We start from the raw sequence: 21,635 nt of genomic DNA, 5'->3' as shown, positions 1-21,635 counted from the left end.
TGCACCGTAATGGTGCGGATATACCTCTAATGGGGCAGATCGTAAACTGCTGTTTCAGTAATAAATCACCCCTCCATGATTAGGTTTCCTTATTTTCAGGCGGTTAGCGAACAATTCAGACCGCACGGTAAAAGTGGCATTCATATTGCAAAACCTGTTCAACAACGACAGCCGGTTCCGGCAATGCATTTCGAACAGGGGGCAAAATGAACTTAAGACGACTGAAATACTTCGTAAAAATCGTCGATATCGGCAGCCTGACTCAAGCGGCAGAAGTGCTGCACATCGCGCAGCCTGCGCTGAGCCAGCAGGTGGCTACTCTGGAAGGCGAGATGGATCAGCAGTTACTGATCCGCACCAAACGCGGCGTCACGCCAACGGAAGCAGGCAAGATCCTGTATACCCATGCCCGCACTATCCTGCGTCAATGTGAACAGGCGCAGCTTGCGGTGAACAACGTGGGCCAGACCCTGAGCGGGCACGTTTCTATCGGGCTGGCACCGGGAACGGCGGCGTCCTCTATCACTATGCCGCTTCTGCAGGCCGTGCGCGCCGAGCTGCCGGAAGTGCTGGTCTATCTTCATGAAAACAGTGGTTCTGTACTGAATGACAAGCTGCTCAACGGCCAGCTGGACATGGCGGTCCTTTACGATCGCTCCCCGGTTGCCGGGATCACCAGCCAGCCGCTGCTCAAGGAAGATCTCTACCTCGTGGGCACCCGCGACTGTCCGGGCCAGAGCGTCGATCTTACCGCCGTGGCAGAGATGAACCTCTATCTGCCGCGCGACTACAGCGCCGTGCGCGTGCGCGTGGACGAAGCGTTCTCCCTGCGCCGCCTGACGGCCAAAATCATCGGCGAAATCGACTCAATCTCCACGCTGACCGCGGCCATTGCCAGCGGAATGGGTGTCACCGTACTGCCGGAATCCGCCGCGCGCTCGCTGTGCGGTGCGGCAAACGGCTGGATGGCGCGGATCACCACGCCTTCGATGAGCCTGCCGCTGTCGCTGAACATGTCCGCTCGCGGTTCGCTGTCGCCGCAGGCGCAGGCGGTAAAAGAGATTTTAATGTCGCTGGTCAGCAAGCCGTCGCTTGAGAACCGTGAGCTCCAGCTCGTGAGCTGATATTCCAGAAAAGCATAAGATGCTGGTTTTTATTATTTGTTCTGCAGCTCGGCTGACTCTAACAATAGAGCTATGTCAGATGCGCCGGAGTGAATCGTGAATTTCCAGCAACTTAAAATTATCCGTGAGGCGGCCAGGCGGGACTACAACCTGACCGAGGTCGCCAATATGCTTTATACCTCTCAGTCCGGCGTCAGCCGCCATATCCGCGAGCTGGAAGAGGAGCTGGGCATAGAGATCTTTATCCGCCGCGGCAAGCGGCTGCTCGGCATGACGGAGCCGGGTAAAGCATTGCTCACCATCGCTGAGCGGATCCTCAACGAAGCCAGCAACGTGCGGCGTCTGGCGGATCTCTTCACCAACGATGCCTCGGGCGTGCTCACCATCGCCACCACCCACACCCAGGCGCGCTACAGCCTGCCGCCGGTGATTAAAGCCTTCCGCGAACTTTTCCCTGACGTCCGTCTGGAGCTTATCCAGGGCACGCCGCAGGAAATTGAAGTGCTGCTGCAAAACGGTGGGGCAGACATCGGCATTGCCAGCGAGCGGTTGAGCAACGACCCGCTGCTGGTGGCCTTCCCCTGGTTCCGCTGGTACCACAGCCTGTTGCTCCCGCTCGATCATCCGTTGAATCAGGTTTCACCACTGACGCTGGAAGCGATCGCGAAATGGCCGCTGATTACGTATCGCCAGGGCATAACCGGACGCTCGCGCATAGACGAGGCCTTCAACCGTAAAGGATTAACGCCGGACATCGTGCTGAGCGCGCAGGACTCTGACGTGATCAAAACCTACGTCGAGCTGGGCCTGGGCATTGGCCTGGTGGCGGAACAGTCCAGCGGAGAACGCGAAGACGGGAACCTGGTGCGCCTGGATACGCGGCATCTGTTTGACGCCAATACAGTGTGGCTGGGCCTGAAGCGCGGGCAGCTGCAGCGCAACTATGTGTGGCGCTTTATCGAGCTGTGCAATGCCGGGCTGTCGGTGGATGAGATCAAACGCCAGGTAATGGAGCCGGAAGAAGTGGCGATTGATTATCAGATTTAATAATCCAACTTAGACAAGCAGTCTGTTATCGTTTATGCCCGGTGCGTTAGTATCGCGGCATAAATTTTATGAAGTATGCATGCAGGAATAAATACTGAATATTGATAGCAAAAGCTTAGGCGTGTTAAAAATGGAGGCTAGGTCGATGCCGGGAGGGCACAATGGCAAATGTTATTCATGATTTTATTTATGATATCTGCCACTCAGGAAATCTTGAGGCAGCTGTTCAACAATATGCACTCTATTACCACTATCTTGACGATTATACCTTCATTTTTGCAGCGGAGAAAGGTGCGACTCCGGGCTTATCGGTTAACAGGAACTTCAGCAGTGGTTCTGCCGTGCGTAGCTTATTCAAAACGCCGCATGTGTTTATTCTTACACCAGACATATTCAGAGAAATGTTTATCTCTGGTAACCGCGTTACATTTCCCATCGACTATTCTATCTCGCTCGATACGCAGGTATTAAGTTATCTTAAGCCTTTCTTTGAAGGGCAAAGATCGCGACTTCCCGATGATTTTGAAGAAATTTTTGACTTCATCGCCAGAGAGGAAGTCAATGTTGATCCTTTGCTGTATGAACTCGAAAATCTTTGTAATTTTAGCGATCTCAATAAACAGGAAAAAATCTTCGAACGCATTAGAGCTTATGAGATGTTACGCAACCTGGATGTTGCGGCTTGGCAGCAGCATAGGCAGTTAAAATTTAATGTGTCTGAACAGGAAATTATAGCTAAAACGCAGCAATATATGGCACGTAAAAATTATGAGTTTATAAATAAGTCGCTAATGGAAGAGCTGGCTCGTGACTATAATCGCTTATATGTATATGTGTTAAAAATGTGCGCGATTCACCTGCGGAACCCAAAAACAAGTGCTAAGCAGGTGCAGGAAAAATTACTCGAACTGCTAGAATTTACTCACAATGAAGCCCATTTCTTTGGCATTAGAGAGATTTTGCTCGCTAAGCGTTTTTTTGAAAATGGTTCTAAGGAAGCCTTTTTTCACAAAGTGAACCGTAATACGGCGGGATTTTGGGAGTACGTTAGAGGTATGGCCTGGGATCTTCGCCATCAGCGCTTTCTCGAATTTGTTATTACCTTAAATATTGATAAAAACGCGGCATTCTTTTTTCCCGCAATCTTAACCTGTGATAAAAAATTCATTGAAGTTCTGGATGCTCATAGCGTCAAAGTCATCGTTTTTAATAACAAAACTAAAGAAATTCTTCCATTTTATGATATTGATTTTATTGAAGAGATAGCGTCATGCGGTGAGCGAGTCAAAGAACGATTAACTTTGCTCTCTACCGAAGAATACCAGTTACAACGTCGCCAGTATCAGGAAGGGCCAGACTATCTTCAATCGTTGGTTAAAACACTCGAAGCCGAACTTGAGGGCATTTGCGGTATTGCCTGTGAAAAGAATCCGCTTGGTAACTATTAGTGGGTCACAGATGCAAAAAGCCGGCTTCAAAAGCAGGCTTTTCAAAAATGGCTCCTCTGAATGGGTTCGACTTTGCCAGTAACAGACAAATAAATATTTCCCTTTCTGTCAAAACCGCCTGAATGACCACCAATCGGCGGTGATGAGCGAATAGATGTAGTCACTTAATGGTAGAAGTAGGGACATGCTGCTGCATCAACTCAACGATCCAGTCAATAAAAACGCGCAGTTTAGCGTTGACATGGCGGTTAGGCGGGAATGCCAGGTACAGGGGCATTGGAGCAATACGCCAGCGTTCAAATAGCGGAATCAAGGCACCGCGAGCCTGATGTGCTGCCGCCATATAGACCGGCAGCGCAATCACGCCCAATCCCGCTAGCCCAGCTTCGAGGTAAGCATTGCCATCATCCACAGCAAGCACATAGTTGCCCGTAATTTCAATGCGTTCACTCTCACAGCGCAGTACCAGAGGATCAATCTTACCGGTGCGTGAGGACAAGAATCCCACGATGCGATGGTCCGTGTTTTCCAGCTCTCGCGGATGCGCGGGGGCACCGAGGCGTTCCACATAACTCGGTGCGACGTAAACACCGATTTGCAAATCGCCGACATGGCGCGCGATCAGTGACTGGTCATTGATTTCGCCACCCCGCAGGACGCAATCCACGTTGTCGCCGATCAGATCCACCACCCGGTCACTTACGCCCATGTCAAACTGGATATCAGGGTAGCGCGCGTGAAAAGCCGGTAGCGCGGGCACCAGCACAAGGCGGGCGAGAGGAGTGGGCACATCCACCCTTAGGCGTCCCCTGGGCGTCATCGCCGCACTGGACAGGCTGTTTTCTGCATCTTCCATGTCCGCCAGCAGGCGGATAACGCGCTCGTAGTAGACCGCGCCATCGGGAGTGACGCCGAGCCTGCGGGTGGTGCGATGGAGCAGCTTGACGCGCAGGCGCGCTTCCAGCTGCTGAATAAGCTGCGTCACCGTGGTTTTGCTCATATGGAGCGTTTGGGCAGCCTTTGTGAAGCTGCCTGCCTCCACCACGCGAGCAAAGGCGCGCATCGCATCAAAACGATCCATCCCATGTCCTCTCTTTTCACCGATTGTTTGGATATTACAAACAATGATGGACAAAGTCGCCTGTTTATCCCTCTGCTTCAGCAGCTGTAAAGTCTCTTTACGTTCACCGGGCAGAGTTCGCCCCATTACAAAGGTACACATATGACAACACGCGAAGCCGTTTTTCCCTTCGGACGCCAGGCGCTCTATGAGCGCAATCGCTATTCACCCGCCATCAAATCTGATGGCTTCTTGTTTGTTTCGGGGCAGGTGGGTAGCCGGGAAGATGGTTCGCCTGAAGAGGATATAAAAGCGCAGATCCGTCTGGCGTTTGATAACCTTAATGCTGTTCTCACGGCTGCGGGCTGCACGTTCGATGACGTGGTTGACGTTACCCTTTTTGTTGTCGATCCCGAGTCAAACCTCGACGCTATCTGGAGTGTCCTGCCAGACTATTGGGGGGAAGCACCTTATCCGACGCTGACCGGGATCGGCGTGACGTGGCTGTACGGATTCAAGTTTGAGATAAAGGTGATTGCCAGGCTACCCTGAGCGTTACGGATCTTTCCGACGGTCAAAAGGTAAGTCAGAGGAAAATTTATGAAGGCAGCGGTTTATGACGTGGAAGGCGCTCCCGGCGTCCTGCAATATGTCGATGTTCCGGATCCGGTCGCAGGGCCTGACGATGTCCTGATTTCTGTCGAGGCTATCTCAATTGAAGGGGGAGATCTGATCAACCGACGTTCAACTCCGCCGCCTTTTCCTTCATGGATTGTTGGCTACGCGGCTGCGGGGACGGTGGTTGCCGTCGGGTCGAAAGTCCGTAGCCGCAAGGTTGGAGACAGAGTGACTGCTTTTAGCATGCAGGGATCGCATGCGGAACGTTGGGCTGTGCCTGAGGAACGAACCTGGCTTATACCAGACGGAGTGGATGCAGCAGAAGCGGCGGTGGTACCGATCTCCTTTGGAACCGCATATCACTGCCTCTTCACACGAGGCATGCTCCGGCACGGAGAAACCGTTCTGATTCAGGCAGCAGCGGGTGGCGTGGGGCTCGCGGCCGTTCAGCTTGCCTCACAAGCTGGCGCGACGGTCATCGCCGTGGCAAGCGGAACGCAGCGAAAAAACCGGTTGCTGGAACTGGGGGCCGATCATGTTGTGGATCGTGTAGAGAATAACGTCGTGGAGAGTGTCCTACAGGTCACCCGCGGCACCGGTGTTAACCTCGTCATCGATCCGGTAGGGACGACGTTGCCTGCGTCGCTTTCTGCACTCGCGCCGGAAGGGCGTCTCGTTTTCGTCGGTAATGCGGGCGGTGGCAGCCTGACAGCCGACTTATGGCCGGCAATGCAGTCTAACCAGACGCTCATGGGGGTATTCATGGGCCCCCTTTTTGAAAGGCCTGAGGTTCGGGCAAGCGTGGACGAGATGTTGCAGGCTGAAGCGGCAGGGCGCATCAGGGTTGTCATTGATCGCATCTTCCCCCTGGCTAACGCCGCCGCGGCCCATGAATACGCCGAGACAGCGAAACCGCTTGGCCGTATTGTTATGAAGCCATGATGGGGGGACCTCAACCTGGCTCCGAAATTCTCCCGATGCGGAGGGGAAAATGAAAAGCAAAAAGCCTGCTTTAAAAGCAGGCTTTTCAAATTTGGCTCCTCTGACTGGACTCGAACCAGTGACATACGGATTAACAGTCCGCCGTTCTACCGACTGAACTACAGAGGAATCGTGTGAACGAGGCGCATATTATCGACCTCGGTACGCCTTGTCAAAGGGGAAAACGCGCTTTTTGTTCGTTTGCCGACTATTTCAGCAAATCGCTGATTTTATAGCAAATTCGCGTTGAAATTACACAACGAAATGCGCCGCCCGCAGGCGGCGCGAAGGATCAGAACAGTACGGAGTAGTTCAGACCAAACGTACGTCCGCGGCCTTTATAGGTGTACAGGCCCGGTGCACCGTAGGTTGGGCTATACAGCCCCGGCGCGCGCTGGCCCCAGGCGGTGGTGTAGTCTTTGTCCAGCAGGTTTTCCACGCTGAAGCTGACTTTCCCCACCGGCAGGGCGTAGCTGCCCAGGAAATCGACCGTGTTATAGCCATCGATCTTCTTGCCGTCGGCGTCAGACACGTCAAAGGTCTGCGTGCTCTGCACGCGCAGGGTCCAGTCGCCCGGCGCCCAGTTGACCCATGCGCTGGCTTTCGACGGGCTGGCGCTGTCGACCGTCAGCTTCTCCCACTTCCCGTTTTCGCGGGTTTCAGACTTGATGGCGTTAAAGTTCGCGCCGGTGCTCCAGTCGCTGTCGGTGAAGAAATAGTCCACCTGGCCTTCAATCCCGTAGATACGACGCTTGTCGTCTTCCAGGTTGATGGTCATATCTGTCTTGTTGATGGTGATGGTTTTATCCGAGAGCGAGTAATACGCCGCGACCTGCGTGCGCAGGTTGTCACCGGTGAAGCGCCAGCCCAGCTCGTAGGCGTTGACCTTGATGCCGTCCAGCGTTGAGTCGTTGACGTTTACGCTGTTCAGCAGGCGATAGTGGCCGTTGCTGAGTTGGTAGGTGCCGGAGCCGTAGTACTTCGCCAGGTCAGGAATTTCAAAGCCCTGGGAGAAGTTAAACCACAGCTGCTGCTGTTCGGTCAGACGACCGAGGATCCCGGCGTTAAACAGGAAGTTGTTGTAATCGGTTTTCCCGCCCGGCACCGCGTCGGCGGAGGTGGCTTTCCCGGTGGCGATGGCTTGCTGCTGGGCGTAGCCAACAAAATCATCCACCTTGTTTTCGGTGTACTGGTAGCGCACGCCGCCGCTCAGAGTGATGGCGTCAATGTCATAGCTCGCCTGCAGGAACGGAGCGAGGTTGGTGATGCTGTAGCCAGGATAACGGCCCACGTTGTAGGCGTTGTCCAGCTCCATGCCGCCGCTCGCCGCCGCTTTGCTCAGGTCAAAGAACTGCTGGTTGGCATCGAACGTTTCGTGGTCGGCATCGACACCCCAGGTCAGCGTCAAATCGTCCACCGGCTTGCTGTTCAGCGTCAGCTTGCCGCCGTAAAAATCGGTTTTCTGCTGCGACGCGCCGATGCTGCTCACCACGCCTTTGGTCAGGGTCGGGAACGGGTAGTAGGTCAGGCTCTCGTCACGGTAGTAAATCTGCGCGACCAGATCCTGGCCCCAGAAATCAGTATTGGAGTACTGCAGGTTAATCAGATGGCGCTCGGTGCCCGGCACGCGGTCAGAGTCGAGATTATCCTTGTTGTACGCGGTGGCATCGCCCGTTACCGCCGAGAAGTTCTTCCCGAGATACAGCCCATGCTTGCCGTCGGATTCGCTCTTGTAGTACTGGGTAGTGAGCTGCAGCTGCTGGTGATCGTCGATGTTGAGGGTGCCTGTTCCCATCACATCAATACGGTCGGAATACTGGAGGCCGGTCTGGGTGTTGTCGATGATCACCTCGTCGCCGTTGCCGTCATACCAGCCGCCGTAGCGCTGATACGACACCGACAGACGACCGGAGGCGTTGTCATTGCCGCCGCTGACCGCAGCCGACACGTTCTCATCGTGGTCATTGTGGCTGTTAAACCCGCTTTTTGCTCCGGTCTGGAACTCAACTTCGGTCTCCGGCTGGCCCTTTTTGGTGACGATGTTCACCAGGCCGCCGGTGCTGCCGCCGCCGTACAATGACGTGGCGCCGGAGATGACTTCGATGCGGTCAATGTTGAACGGGTCGATGGAGTCGAGCTGGCGGCTGTCGCTGCGGGACGAGTTCAGGCGTACGCCGTCCACCATCACCATCATGGAGCGGCCGCGCAGGTTCATGCCGTAGTTGGTACGCCCCTGGCTGCTGACGTCCATGCCCGGGATCAGCTGCGCCAGCACCTCTTTAATCTCTTTCCCGCCCTGAACCTGCTGCTCGATCTCAGAGCGTTCAATGACCCAGGTGGTCTGCGCCATCTCGGCCACGCTGCGGTGCGCGCGGCTGGCAGAGACCACGATATTTTCTTCCTTTTGTTCTTCCGCCCACGCAGAGGTAGAAAGCATTGCAAGCAAGCAAGGATTTAAAACCCAAAGATGAGAACGTTTCATTGTTATGTTGATCCTGATTGTGTGTGTCAGTACTCAGTGGTTTTTGCTAACGATTTAAAAACCTGGCTGCTCTCCGGGCTGGTGGTGCTCCGCCAGTGGATAACGCCAGGGGTGGTGGCCAGTTCAAACGGCTCGTCGGCATGTGCGCGATTCAGAATTCGCGCCGCGCGCCAGGCCATCAGGCTGAGCTGGGGTTCGGCAATGCCGAGACGGTGCATCCCGGCGTTCACGGCGAACAGGCGGTTGCTCTGCGGACCGTCCCATTCGAGGGTGAAATCGTTGTTAATGCAGAACGCTTCGTCCGCATCCAGATGCAGGCGGTGAGACAGCGGCGCGAGGAACGCGGGCTGCACGGCGCGGTAGCCGGTGGCAAAAATCACCACGTCGCTCTCCAGCTGCTCGTGGCCGCCGTCGAGGTGATGCTGAATGCTCAGGCGATGTCCGGTTTCCTGACGCGTCAGGGCCGTCACCGAGCGGGACGGCATCAGGTGTGCCCAGGGTTTTTCACGTAGCACTTCGAAGCGGTGATACATGGCGCGGTAAATCGCCAGCAGGGACTCGGTGGTGATGCCGTCGGAGGTCATCTTCTGCTCGTGCAGCATCTGACGACGCGACTCTTCACCGAGCGTGGAGAAGCTGTCCACGTACTCCGGCGTGAAATACTCGTTAGCAAAGGCGGCTTCATCCAGTGCGTTGTAGTTATTGCGGCGCGAGACCCAATTCAGGCTCAGCGGCTGGCCCCATTCGCCGCGGAAAATATTCAGGAACAGGTCGGCGCCGCTCTGGCCGCCGCCGACAACGGTGACGCGCTTGCCGGCGAGATCCGGCGTGCGCAGCATCATCTCGCTGGCGTGGAAGCAGGTATCGTCCTGCGCCGTGACGCAGTCAGGCAGGTTGATCTGTTTGCCAATCCCCACGCAGACGTGGCGCGCCAGGAAGCGGTCGCGCTGGGTCACCACCTCAAACAGGCCGCGTTGCTCATCAAAGCTCACCTGCTGCACCTGCTGGCTGAAGGCGAGGTTGGTGAGGTTGTCTGCCGCCCAGCACAGGTAGTCGGCAAACTCTTCGCGGGAAACCGTGCGCTGCTCGGTGGTCAGGAAGCGGTAGAACTTTTTGCGCTGCACCAGGTAGTTCAGAAAGCTGTGGCGGTTGGTCGGCTCCACGGCGCTGACCAGATCCTTCAGGAAGCTGGTCTGCATGTGGCAGTCCGGCACCATCATGCCCGGGTGCCACGAGAAGTGCGGTTTACGCTCAAGGAACAGCGAGCTAAAGCCGTCCAGACCTTCTGCGAGGGCGGCGACGCTGAGGTTAAACGGGCCAATACCAATGCCGATGAAATCATAGGTTTTCATTGCGCGGACTCCCGGGAGGCCAGAAAAAGAGGGTTATCAAGATCGGTAACGTAGTTCGGCAGCATGCGGCTGCCGCCGTCGTGTTCGGAGAAGGTCAGTTTGACCGGGTTGAGGATCACGCGAATAATCTGCGGCTTAAACAGATCGAATTTCGCAAAGCGCTCCGCAAGCTCCGGATGCGCGGCCATATAGCGGTGCAGCACCCCGGCGAGGATCTGATAGAAACGCGTTTCGCTGACGCCGCTTTGCAGCGTGAGGCGTGAAATAAAGCGCAGCACCGTCACAAAGTTGCCGGTTTGCAGGTCGTGGATGATGTAATCCGCGCTCAGGCGCGCCGTCACCGCTTTTACCTGTTCCGGCAGGCTCTGAGCCTGCGGGAAATCCTCGTCCACCAGGCGCATATCGCCCTGGAAATCCTTAAGCAGGATCCGCTGCGGGACGTAGTCCTTCATCACCAGCGTCACGTTCTGGCCGTGGGCAATCAGCGCCACGCCGTAGCGGCAGAGCAGGTGGTAGAACGGGATCACCGTTGCCTCAAACAGCTTTTCCAGCCACGCTTCGGCGGTTAACCCCGAGCGCGTGATCCACGCGTCGATCAGCGGACGCCCGGCGTTGTCGGTTTCCATTAGCGCCGCCATCAGCACCGCCTGTTCGCCGTCCTGCAGATAGCAGGATGGGTTCTCGCGCCAGATCACGCCCAGCATCTCCTGGTAGCGGTAGGGCGCTTTCGGCAGCGCCGCGTAGCCCGGATGCGACAGATACCCGGCGGCGGGTTCGCCCAGCACCTGCGCGCCAGAGCGGATCAGCGTGGCGTCAGCGGCGAACTGCTGCTGCAGCCAGCGCGAGGCCAGAGGACCGGCGGCAATGTACTTGCCCGGAATGCCGCGATAGCAGGAGGTGTTGTAGATGGTCAGCGGCAGCTTGATGTCATACGGCGCGCGACGGCTGGCGTTGGTGAGCGTGCGCAGGGACTGCTGGGCCAGGTACTCATCGCCAAACTCGCCCAGCTCAACCATTTCACCGCGCGCCAGTTGCGCAAGAAAATGAATGGCAATTTTTTGCTGCCACTGCCACGGGTGCAGCGGCACGGGCAGCCAGCCGTCGTCGAGACCCAGCGCTTGCCAGCGAGCGTCAAACCGGGCGCGCTCGGCATCATCCATGGTGCTGGCCAGCAGAGCGTGAATGTCGCAATCGGCGTCGCTGCTCCAGACCAGATGTTCACGCTGGACGGCGACCCAGTGCAGGCGGAAGCGCCCGCGGTATTCCGGCGCGTACTGGCGCAGCGCGTCCAGACCCCAGCCGCGGCGGCCTTTGTTGAAAATAAACTTCGGGTGGCCGCTCATCAGACACTGTAATTCGTCCGGGTCGAGGTGGATCAGCGCGTCCGCGTCCAGCGCTTCACGCGCCTGCAGCAGCAGCATGTCGCCGCGCAGCGTGGCGTAGAGATCTTCCATGTGCTCCGCCGTTTGTGCGTCGCTCATCTCCAGCACCGTCGTCAGCTGCAGCAGCGCGCTTTCCGCTTCCACGGCGGCGCCGCTGGCGGTGGTCAGGCTGTCCGGGTCGATATGCAGCCAGCCCCAGATCCCGCGCGCGGCGCGAAACTGCCAGGACTCGGTGCCCATGGCGATGCGCCAGCCGTCCGACGAAACCGGCTCGGCGCGCAGGGTGCGTTCGTATTCCAGCTCCGCGAGGATCTTCGCCACCATCTCGCGGTTCACTTTCTGCCAGAGCGCGTTCACAGGCCCACCTCGCTGAAGAAGCGGTGACGCTGGCTCATGATGAGGCGCGAGCGCTTGTGCGGGAAGTCGAACTCTTTCACCGTGTCGAAACCGGCGGAGGCCAGATGGCGGAACAGGCGCTGGTTGTCGAAGCGCGGCTCGGCCACGATGCGCGCGGTGCGCGGTTCATCGAGATACAGATAGTGGCTCAGGCCGCGCAGCCAGCTGCGGATATACTGCGCGCCGCGCCATTTTTCTTCGCCCACCAGCATGTGCAGCCCGCGGTCAAACGGCTGCCAGCGGTAGTGACGGCCAATGCGGTCTTCTGCCGCCCAGTAGAGTTCAAAATAGCCAAACGGCTGGTCGTCGAAGCAGCCGATAACCGGGTAGCAGTAGGTCGAGTCAAGCTGGCGGCGCAGGTAGTTTTCCTGCTCGGCCTGCGGGCCCGCCATCTCCCAGAAGGCGTTCACGCGCGGGTTATTCATCCATTGAGTGAAACGCTCGCCGTCCAGCGCCACGTCCGCCACGCGGAAGCTTAAAGTGCGCTTGATTTGCGGATCGTAACGGCGATACACCTCGCCCTGCGGGCGACGAGGACGCAGCGGGAAGTAAAGCTGGCGGCTCTCATCAAACTGCATCCCACCGCTTGCCTGCGGACGTTCGCCTTGCAGCCACAGCGGCAGCTGCCAGAAGGTTGCACGCGCCAGATAATCCCCGTGGGCCTGGCTAAACAGCGCCTGCGCCTGGGGTTCATCCTGCCAGTCCGCCCACGGCAGGGTAATGCCGGTCAGGGCCGGCGCGGCAACAAACAGCTGATCGAGGGCTTCCACCAGCCAGCCGGCCGGGATCCCGGTCAGACGCTCCAGCACCGCGCTGCCGTCAAGACCCAGCGTCAGCGGCAGATTTTGTTCCGTTGCGGTGCAGCGAAAGCCGTAGCCGGAATGGACGATATTCGCGATGGCCATCACGCCTTCTCCTTGTAAAACGGGTTGCTAAAGTCGAAATAGATCACCGCCGGATCGACGATGGTGTTCTCATTGCGATCGTGCAGGTAGCAGAAGAAGTTGCCTTTGCAGTTCCAGGTCGGGCTGTCGAGCACGTAGTCGAGGCAGCGGGTCTGCTTCGCCGTCGTGCGCAGCCCGGCCAGCGCGTCACGCACGCGGGACATCAGGTGCTCTTCGCTGTCGAAACCGGCGGCGGCGAGAGCGGCGGTGACGGCAAGGGTGGAGTTCAGCAGCAGGTAATAAGGGAAGTAGCGCAGCAGCTGGCTTTCACCGAAGCGGTTTTCCACGTCGGTTTCGCCCGCCTCTTTCAGCCACGCGTCGGCCCCTTCGGTCCAGGCGCTGCCCTGGCAGTCGCGGTAGATCAGCCCGACGGGGAAATCCTGCTGCATCTCAACGAGGATATTTTGCTGGTGCGCCAGCAGCACCAGACCGTAGTCCGCCTCGGCGCTGAACAGCGGAAGCAACACGCGGTCGCAGTAGGCGTCCAGCCAGCAGCGGGCGGCCTGAGCGAGCGGTAAATCCAGACGCTGGCTAAGACGGCGTACCGCTGCGGCCAGCAGGCTGTCGCCGCCGTCAGGCGCGGCCTGCGTCAGGCTGACCAGCACGTTGGTCTGGGTGTCTGGCGTATCGAACAGCAGGTTAACGCGCAGGGCCATCAGGCTCTCTTCCTGAATGACGCCGTTTTCATCACGCAGTCCCGCCCAGCCGTCTTCCTGCATCACGCGCATGGTCGGGTAGCGGGCCTGTAAATCTTGCCAGCGTTCTGTTTTTGCCAGCCGCGCCAGGCGCATACCGCGCTTAACCTCTTTGACCGACAGCGTGCGCACGGAGTTGGTCAGGCGCACGCTGAGGGAGAATTTAATCATGTCGCTGTTGGTTTCGCTGTACAACGAGCGTGAGGAGCTGGTGGGCAGCCACTGTGCGCCCGCTTCACCCAGGTCCTGTAATGAACCGTTTGCCGCCAGACGCTGACACCAGTCCTGCTCCAGCAGATAGTCGGCCTGCCACGGATGCATCGGCAGCAGCCAGCGGGTGTCGGTGAAGTGGCCGAGCAGATCGGGCGCGCTCTGGGCGGCGAAGCGCAGCAGACGCTCGCGCAGGGAGACGTTCAGGCTGTCGCCGGCAACGAGCGTGCTCTCAACGGCAAACCAGCGCAGCGGGAAGCGGGAGCCGAAATCCGGCAGATACCGGCGCGCCTCGGTTTCGTTGAACGGCTCGTGGGATTTTGGCGCAGGGTGAAACGCGTGGCCCACCAGCAGCGCCTGTTCCGCTTCGGCAAACGTCAGCGGCTTGTCTCGCAGCGTTGCCCAGCCGTGGCGCAAATCAATCGCCTGCCAGGTATGGGCATGGCTTTCCAGCGCGCGCTGTTTAAAACGAGTCAGCGTATCGGCATCCAGTGAGCCTTTTACTGAGGGTTTTTCAAGAATTAAATCAATCAGTTGAGTGAAAGTGACGGCGTCACCACTGTCGCTATCGCTCTGAATAAGCGTTGCCGGGAAACGGTACTGATGGTGCTGGGTTGGGGAGAAATAGCGTACCGGAACCCGAAGGGCCTGGGAGGAAGAGAGTGGAATATGAATGTGCGCTAACTCATCCGCTGCGGCTGCAGGGAGATAGCGCCAGTCCTTCGTTTCGCGTAACAGGGCGTTTAAAAAACACTGGGCTGCAACGTCTGTACCGGCAGAGCGGGGCAGAGCACGCATAGATGTACCTCATTCCATGACTGATAATAATTCTCGTTATGATATTCATTCTGTTTACAGTGGCAACTATTTTTGCAATATTTGTTTTCATTAACTTCATAATTTCCACACATTTATTGACACTATGTTCACATTTTCATGCGCGCTGATTCTGAAACGTTGACCGAAAATATCACCTCCAAAGCCAACTGGCCCCTGGCGCTCTGCGCGGGCCTGCTGGGCATCGGGCAAAACGGTTTGCTGGTCATGCTTCCGCAGCTGGTGACCCTGACCGGACTTTCACTCTCGGTCTGGGCCGGGCTGCTGATGTTCGGCTCCATGCTTTTCTTACCCGCGTCCCCCTGGTGGGGACGCCAGAGCGAGCGCCGCGGCTGTAAGGTCGTTATGGTGGCCTCCCTCAGCGGCTATCTCGCCAGCTTTGGCGTCATGGCGCTGGTGGTCTGGGCGATGGCGGCAGGGAGGCTGGAAAGCACCTGGGGGCTGGCGGGGCTGATCCTCTCGCGTCTGCTGTATGGCCTGACGGTGTCGGGCATGGTGCCTGCCGCGCAGACGTGGGCCATTCAGCGTGCGGGCCTGGATAAACGCATGGCGGCGCTGGCAACCATCAGTTCCGGCCTAAGCTGCGGCCGCCTGCTGGGGCCTCCGCTGGCGGCGCTGATGCTCAGCGTTAACCCGGTCGCGCCGCTCTGGCTGATGGCGATCGCGCCGTTAATCGCTCTGCTGCTGGTGCTGCGCGAGGTGGCGGATCCGCCGTTGCCGCCGGTGGCACACCAGGCGACCCGTCTGCAGATGTCCATGCTGCCGTTCCTGCTGCTGGCGATGCTGCTGGCGGCGCTGGTGAGCCTGATGCAGCTCGGCCTGTCACCGCACCTCAGCCCCTTGCTGGACGGCAACGCCCGGGATATCAGCCATCATGTTGCGCTCCTGCTGAGCCTGGCCGCGTTGGCTACGCTCGCGGCACAGTTTCTGGTGGTTCGCCCACAGCACTTCAGCCCGGTAACATTGCTCTGCATCGCGGCGACGTTGATGGTGGCCGGGCTTGGGCTGATGGCTGTCGCCGGTTTAGCGCTGTTCTACGTGGGGATTGTTATCACGTCACTCGGGGCGGCGATGGCTACGCCGGGCTATCAGCTGCTGCTAAACGATCGGCTGACCACGGGGAAAGGGGCTGGCGTTATCGCCACCAGCCATACGTTAGGCTATGGCGTCAGCGCGCTGCTGGTGCCGGTCGTGACGCGCTTTTACGGGGAGCAGTCTTTAACGGTGGCCGCATGGGGAATGGCGTTGCTGTTTTTAGTCCTGAGCATAGGGGTATGGTCAACCGCGCGTACCCCTGCTGAAAAAGCTTAATGGACCTGGCGGGAGGAATGCCCGCCGGACGCCTCATTTTGCCGCAGGCGCTGGAGCGGATCCTGCTGATAAAACTGGCTGAAACGCTGCCACAGCGCCGGGAAACGGGGCGCGAAGAGTTCGGGGGCGCTGAAGAAGTACTCCGAGAGCACCGCAAAGCACTCGGCGGGGTCAGTTGCCGCATAGGCATCAATGCTGGCCGCGCTTTCGCCCACCAGATCGATCTCATCCTGGATGTTATCCATTGCCGCATGCAGGTCGTGCTCCCATCCTGCGACTTCACGTAGCGGAATAAAAGGCACGCCGCTGGCGCGATCGCCGTTGCGGGTATCAAGCTTATGCGCCACCTCGTGAATAATCAGATTAAAGCCCGAGGCGTCGAACGAGTCCTGAATGTCGAGCCAGTTGAGGATAATTGGCCCCTGCTGCCAGCTTTGTCCGGACTGCACCACCCGCTGGTTGTGTACCAGCCCGATATCATCCTCCCACTCGTCATCGACGACGAACGGTGCAGGATAAATCAGCACTTCATGAAAACCATCCAGCCACTCAATGCCGAGCTCCAGCACCGGCAGGCAGAAAAGCAGGGCGATGCGGGCGTTTTTCAGCGGATCAAGCTCGAACCCCTGCAGCGGCACCAGACGTTTTTGCTGCAAAAAACGATCCGCCATCTGAACCAGTTTCGATTGTTCATCCGGCTTAAGATTCGCCAGAACAGGGATCGCCAGCGCGTCATCCCACGGCAGCGCCATATCCCGGCCAGCCTCATTCGTTTTCCAGGGCCACTTAATCATCACTTTGCTCGCAAACTCGTCACTTGAACACAAAGGGGAACGTTATCATTGCAACACTTACAGCCCGAATAAACTATCATTTCGTACGTAGCGGTGGGTAGCGCTTTGCAGGCATCACCTTCATTTTGTGACGTCTGTCGTAGCCTTTATCCGCAGGTGGGGTGAATAAATCAGTACGGTATTGAAAAGATGAGCGATTTCAAAGGCAACAAGCAGGAACTGCCCAGGCGGCTGTGTGTGCACTGCCAGCGGCCCATGACGTGGCGCAAAAAATGGGCGAAATGCTGGGATGAGGTCAAATACTGTTCCGAGCGTTGCCGCAGGAGCCACCGTTGACCGAGCTGCGTCTGATCCTGGGCGATCAGCTTAATCCGCATCACAGCTGGTTTGATACCCGCAGTCCGAACGTCATTTACGTGATGCTGGAGTTGCGGGCGGAAACCGCATACGTGCTGCATCATGCCCAGAAAGTTATCGCTATCTTCGCCGCCATGCGGGCGTTTGCCTCAGCGTTGAAAGAGAAGGGGCATCGGGTAAGGTATGTCCGGCTCTCTGACGGTTCAAACCGCGGCGCGCTGGAAGAGAATCTCAACGCGCTTGTTACGCATTACAGCGCCGGAAGGGTGTTGTGGCAGGAGCCCGACGAATGGCGTCTTGATGCGCAGCTGCAGGCGTGGGCGAAAACAGCGTCCGTCGAAACAGCCTGCGTCAGCAGCGAGCATTTTTTCACCCCCCGGGACGCGGTAAGCACGTTTTTTGCGTCGCGTAAAAGCTGGCGAATGGAATACTTTTATCGGGAAATGCGCCGTCGGCACGGGATTCTCTTGACCTCTGAAGGCGAGCCGGAAGGGGGGAAATGGAATTATGATGCTGAAAACCGCAGGCGCTGGTCCGGCGAGCCACCCGCACCGGGTGACTCGCGCCCCCGCCAGGATCGTTCAGCCTTGTGGGCAGAGATCCAACGCTGCGGCGTAAAGTCCTTCGGCGAACCGCAGGCCGACAATTTTCGCTGGCCGCTCAACCGTTCGGAAGCCAAAGCCAGTCTGGATGCGTTTATTTCTCACGTGCTCCCGCAGTTTGGAAACTGGCAGGATGCGATGCACGCGGAAGAACCTTTTCTTTTTCATTCGTTAATTTCTTTTGCGCTGAATACCAAAATGCTTAATCCCCGGGAAGTGGTGGCCGCCGCCCAGCAGGCTTGGCGTTCTGGCCACGCGCCGCTGCCTGCCGTTGAAGGGTTTATCCGACAAATTCTCGGCTGGCGGGAGTACGTGCGCGGGATCTACTGGTCGCAAATGCCGGGCTATCGCGAGTTGAATGCCCTGGAGCAGCACGCCCCGCTGCCGGACTGGTTCTGGACGGGCAAAACGCAGATGCGCTGCCTGGCGCATGCCGTTGGGCAATCGCTTACCGAGGCTTACGCCCACCATATCCAGCGCCTGATGGTGATCGGGAACTTTAGTCTGCTCAGCGGCCTGTCGCCGCAGGCGGTTCATGAGTGGTATCTGGGGGTCTATATTGATGCGTTTGAATGGGTGGAGCTGCCCAATACTCTCGGCATGAGCCAGTTTGGCGATGGCGGGTTACTGGCCAGTAAGCCCTATGTCTCAAGCGCATCCTACATTCATAAGATGAGTAATTACTGTCAGGGATGTCGGTACCAGCACAACCAGCGCACCGGAGAACTGGCGTGCCCGTTCAATGCCCTCTACTGGGATTTCTTTGCGCGCAACCGGGCGCGCCTCGGTAACAATCCCCGCCTGGGCATTGTCTATAAACAGCTTGCCGATATGAAGGAAGAGGAACGGCAGGCGATTGCTGACCAGGCCGGGCGCATTCGCCTCAATCTCAACGACCTCTGACCTATTTCAACACCGCGCCGGTTGCGGAAGGTCAATAAGACGCTATTATTTTTGACTTTGTTGCTTTCCCTGACAGGACATCCAGACGCTATGCCCGTGAATTTCGACCTTAACGATCTCTATGCCTTCAGGGCGTTAGTGGAATACGGTAACTTCCGTGTCGCCGCTGAATCAATCTGCATATCCCAGTCGGCGCTGAGCCGCAGGATCGAAAAGCTGGAAGCCGCGCTGGGAACCAGGCTGTTTGACCGAACCACCCGCCGCGTCGCCCTGACGTTATACGGGCAAAACTTTGCTGAACGCTCAGCACAGCTGCTCGACAACGTGGAATCAATGCTGGCGGATGTCGATAAGGCCAGTGAAGAGCGGACGGGGCTGATTACGGTCGCCGCTGTACCTTCCGCCGCCTGTTACTTTATGCCTGATGTGATCCGTCGCTTTCAGTCCCGCTTTCCGCGCGTTCGCATTAAGCTCATCGACAGCAGCGCGGGGAATGTGATTGACGCCGTGGCCCGAAGCCAGGCGGATTTTGGCATCTGCTTTGCTGGAAACTTGCCGTCTGAAATTGAATTTTTCCCGCTGGTGGAGGATGTCTACGTTGTGGCGTGCAGAAAGGACCACCCGCTGGCGCAGAAGAGCCACCTGACCTGGCAGGCGTTTTACCAGCAGGACTATATCTCCCTTGATAAAACGTCGGGGAACCGCAACCTGCTGGATCGGATGCTGGGGGATATCATTCCCGAGCGCCCCAGCGTCTGCGAAACGCGCCACGTCACCACGATGCTCGGTATGGTAGAGGCGGGGATCGGCATTGCCGCCGTTCCCGCCATGTCGATGCCGACGTCAGAGTACACGCCGCTGACGCATCTGCCGCTGGTGGCGCCGGAAGTTAAACGTACCGTGGGGCTTATCCGGCGCCGGGGGCGCATCCAGTCTTATATCGCGGCTGAACTGGAAAAAGAGATCACCGAGCGGTATCGCCGGACGTAACGGGGATCATCCCCGTCTTCTCGATGACGGCGCGTGAGGGCGGTGAGGCGAGATAGGTCAGCAGCGCTTTCCCCTCGTCAGGATGTTCAGCGTGACGGGTGACCGCACCCGCGAAGCGCGTGATGTACTGCAGATTATCCGGGATTTTACCGATAAAGGTGACGCCCTGAACCGGCAGCAGCTCGCTCACCTGCTGGAAGCCCACGGCGTATTTCCCTTTTGCCACTTCCGAAGCAACCGGAATGCGTTCGACCATCGTTGCTTTAGCCGCCGCCTCCTTTTCAATCCCTAGTTTCTTGAACAACGTCTGGCTGACATACCTGCCGCTGGCGCTGTCTGAATAGGCGATGGAGCTGGCCTGAAGCAGCGCGTTACGTAGCGTCGCCTCGCTGCTGATATCAGGGACATCCGCCCCTTTTTTCACCACCATTCCGACGGGGGAGTCCGCAAGTTCGGTTCGCGAACCCGGCTGGGTCTGGCTGGTTTTTTCGAGCTTCGCCAGCGCATCGCCCACCATAATCACCACGTCGGCTTTCTCGCCGCGCGCGAGCCGGTTTGGGATCGCCTGCGGCGTAGCGCCCATTGACGGACCGGGAATAATCACGATGGTATCGCCGGTCTGGCGTTCATATTCCGGTGCCAGCTTTTCAAGGGCGGCTTTGAAACCGCCTGAAATCATCACTTTCACCTCCTGAGCGCAGGCATTGGCGCTCAGGAACGTCAGCATCAGCGCGGTGGCGGCATAACGAGAAGTGCGAGTCATGCGGCCCCCTGCGACTTAACGGTGTTTTGCACCGATACCGCGCGACGACGGTAGAGGTAGAGGGTTGCCAGCAGGGCACACACCGCGGCGAAGCTCATCCAGTAGCCCGGCGAGGCTTTGTCACCAGTGTATTCAATCAGCGCGGTGGACATCACCGGGGTAAAGCCGCCGAAGATCGCCGTTGCGAGGCTGTAAGCCAGAGAGAACCCTGCCACGCGGACTTCAGCGGGCATAATTTCCGTCAGCGCCGGGATCATCGCCCCGTTATACAGCCCATACAGGAAGGAGAGCCACAGCAGGACGCTCAGCATCATGGAGAAGCTTGGCGCATCAGCCAGCAGCGTCAGGGCCGGGTAGCTGGTGGCCAGCGCCAGCAGGGTCATGGCAATCAGCACCGGTTTACGCCCGAAGCGGTCCGACAGCGCGCCGCCCACCGGCAGCCAGATGAAGTTAGAGATCGCCACCAGCAGCGTGACCAGCAGGCTGTCCGAGGCGCTCAGCATCAGCACTTTTTTGCCGAAGGTTGGCGCGTAGACGGTGATCAGGTAGAACGCGGTGGTGGTCATCGCCACCATCAGCATGCCCGCGACCACCACCTGCCAGTTGCCAAGCAGCGTTTTAAAGACCTGACGCATCTCCAGATGATGGCGGCGCGCGCTGAACTCTTCCGTCTCCTCCAGCTTGCGGCGCAGGAAAAAGATAAACGGCACGATTAAACAGCCGAACAGGAACGGGATACGCCAGCCCCATTCACGAATGGCGCTCTCTTCCATCAGCGCGTTCAGGGCAAAGCCCATCGCCGCGGCGACCATAATGGCAACCTGCTGACTGCCGGACTGCCAGCTGGTATAGAACCCTTTGCGGCCCGGCGTGGCGATTTCAGCGAGATAGACCGAGACGCCTCCAAGCTCCGCACCGGCGGAAAAGCCCTGCAGCAGACGGCCCGTCAGTACCAGCAACGGTGCCCAAAGCCCGATGCTTTGATAGGACGGGATCAGCACGATCAGGAAGGTGCCTGCCGCCATGATGGAAAGCGTCACGATCAGCCCTTTGCGGCGACCGACCTTGTCAATATAAGCCCCCAGCACAATGGCCCCGACTGGACGCATCAAGAAGCCCGCGCCGAAGACCGCGAAGGTCATCATCAGCGACGCAAATTCACTGCTCGCCGGGAAGAACGTGTGGGCGATGTAGGTGGCGTAGAAGCCGAAAAGAAAGAAATCGAATTGTTCAAGAAAGTTGCCGGACGTCACGCGAAGTATCGCGCCCGCCTTAGAGCGTACGGTTGCAGGTGAGGTTGAGGAAAACATGGTTATCTCCAGTTTATTGTTGACGTTTT

18 protein-coding genes and 1 tRNA gene are annotated in these 21,635 nt (G+C 57.9%); 9 read left to right on the top strand and 10 right to left on the bottom strand.

The genetic code is table 11. The features are described 5' to 3' along the window. Positions 1-206 precede the first annotated feature (206 nt). From nac to DG357_RS14765, 3 genes are all read left to right on the top strand, one after another. Positions 207-1,124 carry a nitrogen assimilation transcriptional regulator NAC gene (gene nac, locus DG357_RS14775; protein WP_028013742.1) on the top strand — a complete coding sequence of 306 codons (918 nt, stop codon included), beginning with the start codon at positions 207-209 and terminating at the stop codon, positions 1,122-1,124. Positions 1,125-1,220: 96 nt separating this feature from the next. Next, positions 1,221-2,171: an HTH-type transcriptional regulator Cbl gene (gene cbl, locus DG357_RS14770; RefSeq protein ID WP_048998856.1), complete on the top strand. Its 951-nt coding sequence runs from the start codon at positions 1,221-1,223 to the stop codon at positions 2,169-2,171. A 161-nt stretch (positions 2,172-2,332) separates the two neighbouring features. Continuing rightward, complete coding sequence (locus tag DG357_RS14765) at positions 2,333-3,619, top strand: hypothetical protein (RefSeq protein ID WP_047367869.1); 1,287 nt, start codon at positions 2,333-2,335, stop codon at positions 3,617-3,619. A gap of 160 nt (positions 3,620-3,779) precedes the next feature. Here DG357_RS14765 and DG357_RS14760 read toward each other — a convergent pair whose 3' ends face one another. Further along, positions 3,780-4,700 (bottom strand): LysR family transcriptional regulator, encoded by a 921-nt coding sequence (locus DG357_RS14760; RefSeq protein WP_069733064.1) that lies wholly within the window; start codon positions 4,698-4,700, stop codon positions 3,780-3,782. Between the two features lie 141 nt (positions 4,701-4,841). On the opposite strand from DG357_RS14760, the gene DG357_RS14755 reads away from it, so the two are divergent. Together DG357_RS14755 and DG357_RS14750 are read left to right on the top strand one after the other, a co-directional pair. Next, positions 4,842-5,231, top strand: a complete 390-nt coding sequence (locus DG357_RS14755) for a RidA family protein (protein ID WP_047367867.1) — start codon at positions 4,842-4,844, stop codon at positions 5,229-5,231. A 48-nt stretch (positions 5,232-5,279) separates the two neighbouring features. Then, positions 5,280-6,239 carry a quinone oxidoreductase family protein gene (locus tag DG357_RS14750; protein ID WP_088204838.1) on the top strand — a complete coding sequence of 320 codons (960 nt, stop codon included), beginning with the start codon at positions 5,280-5,282 and terminating at the stop codon, positions 6,237-6,239. Positions 6,240-6,331: 92 nt separating this feature from the next. Here the strand turns inward: DG357_RS14750 and DG357_RS14745 are convergent. The 6 genes from DG357_RS14745 to DG357_RS14720 all read right to left on the bottom strand — a co-directional run bounded on the left by DG357_RS14745 (position 6,332) and on the right by DG357_RS14720 (position 14,537). Beyond that, positions 6,332-6,407, bottom strand: a tRNA-Asn gene (locus DG357_RS14745). Positions 6,408-6,570: 163 nt separating this feature from the next. After that, positions 6,571-8,760 (bottom strand): TonB-dependent siderophore receptor, encoded by a 2,190-nt coding sequence (locus DG357_RS14740; protein ID WP_028013734.1) that lies wholly within the window; start codon positions 8,758-8,760, stop codon positions 6,571-6,573. A gap of 26 nt (positions 8,761-8,786) precedes the next feature. Continuing rightward, a complete protein-coding gene (locus tag DG357_RS14735; RefSeq protein ID WP_088204839.1) occupies positions 8,787-10,112 on the bottom strand; it encodes a lysine N(6)-hydroxylase/L-ornithine N(5)-oxygenase family protein in 1,326 nt (441 codons plus the stop codon). Continuing rightward, entirely contained in the window at positions 10,109-11,851 is a 1,743-nt protein-coding gene (iucC, locus tag DG357_RS14730) for an IucA/IucC family protein (protein WP_088204840.1), read from the bottom strand. The genes DG357_RS14735 and iucC overlap by 4 nt, the downstream gene beginning before the upstream one ends. Continuing rightward, on the bottom strand, positions 11,848-12,795 hold the full coding sequence (locus tag DG357_RS14725; protein WP_088204841.1) for a GNAT family N-acetyltransferase: 948 nt from the start codon (positions 12,793-12,795) through the stop codon (positions 11,848-11,850). The genes iucC and DG357_RS14725 overlap by 4 nt, the downstream gene beginning before the upstream one ends. Continuing rightward, positions 12,795-14,537 carry an IucA/IucC family protein gene (locus DG357_RS14720; protein ID WP_088204842.1) on the bottom strand — a complete coding sequence of 581 codons (1,743 nt, stop codon included), beginning with the start codon at positions 14,535-14,537 and terminating at the stop codon, positions 12,795-12,797. The genes DG357_RS14725 and DG357_RS14720 overlap by 1 nt, the downstream gene beginning before the upstream one ends. 138 nt (positions 14,538-14,675) lie before the next feature. Here DG357_RS14720 and DG357_RS14715 point away from each other — a divergent pair, with 138 nt between their 5' ends. Further along, positions 14,676-15,887: an MFS transporter gene (locus DG357_RS14715; protein WP_088204843.1), complete on the top strand. Its 1,212-nt coding sequence runs from the start codon at positions 14,676-14,678 to the stop codon at positions 15,885-15,887. Here DG357_RS14715 and mtfA read toward each other — a convergent pair. Beyond that, positions 15,884-16,681, bottom strand: coding sequence for a DgsA anti-repressor MtfA (gene mtfA / locus DG357_RS14710; protein WP_088204844.1), 798 nt, complete (start codon positions 16,679-16,681; stop codon positions 15,884-15,886). The genes DG357_RS14715 and mtfA overlap by 4 nt on opposite strands. Before the next feature lie 189 nt (positions 16,682-16,870). Here mtfA and DG357_RS14705 point away from each other — a divergent pair, with 189 nt between their 5' ends. The 3 genes from DG357_RS14705 to DG357_RS14695 all read left to right on the top strand — a co-directional run bounded on the left by DG357_RS14705 (position 16,871) and on the right by DG357_RS14695 (position 19,533). Then, a complete protein-coding gene (locus DG357_RS14705; RefSeq protein ID WP_088204845.1) occupies positions 16,871-17,017 on the top strand; it encodes a DUF2256 domain-containing protein in 147 nt (48 codons plus the stop codon). After that, entirely contained in the window at positions 17,014-18,543 is a 1,530-nt protein-coding gene (locus tag DG357_RS14700; RefSeq protein ID WP_088204846.1) for a cryptochrome/photolyase family protein, read from the top strand. The genes DG357_RS14705 and DG357_RS14700 overlap by 4 nt, the downstream gene beginning before the upstream one ends. Before the next feature lie 90 nt (positions 18,544-18,633). Then, positions 18,634-19,533 carry a LysR family transcriptional regulator gene (locus DG357_RS14695; protein WP_028013727.1) on the top strand — a complete coding sequence of 300 codons (900 nt, stop codon included), beginning with the start codon at positions 18,634-18,636 and terminating at the stop codon, positions 19,531-19,533. On the opposite strand, the gene DG357_RS14690 is transcribed toward DG357_RS14695, so the two are convergent. Together DG357_RS14690 and tcuC are read right to left on the bottom strand one after the other, a co-directional pair. Then, the gene (locus DG357_RS14690) at positions 19,508-20,296 is read right to left on the bottom strand and encodes a substrate-binding domain-containing protein (RefSeq protein ID WP_028013726.1); all 789 of its coding nucleotides are present in this window, start codon (positions 20,294-20,296) and stop codon (positions 19,508-19,510) included. The genes DG357_RS14695 and DG357_RS14690 overlap by 26 nt on opposite strands. Beyond that, a complete protein-coding gene (gene tcuC / locus DG357_RS14685) occupies positions 20,293-21,606 on the bottom strand; it encodes an MFS transporter (protein ID WP_047367859.1) in 1,314 nt (437 codons plus the stop codon). Before tcuC ends, DG357_RS14690 begins: the two co-directional genes overlap by 4 nt. Between the last annotated feature and the right edge of the window lie 29 nt (positions 21,607-21,635).

This window comes from Enterobacter bugandensis, from assembly GCF_900324475.1.
GTDB classification, from domain to species: Bacteria; Pseudomonadota; Gammaproteobacteria; order Enterobacterales; family Enterobacteriaceae; genus Enterobacter; species Enterobacter bugandensis.
The sequence above is the reverse complement of the archived record's forward strand: the minus strand, read 5'-3'. Positions and strand labels throughout refer to the sequence as shown.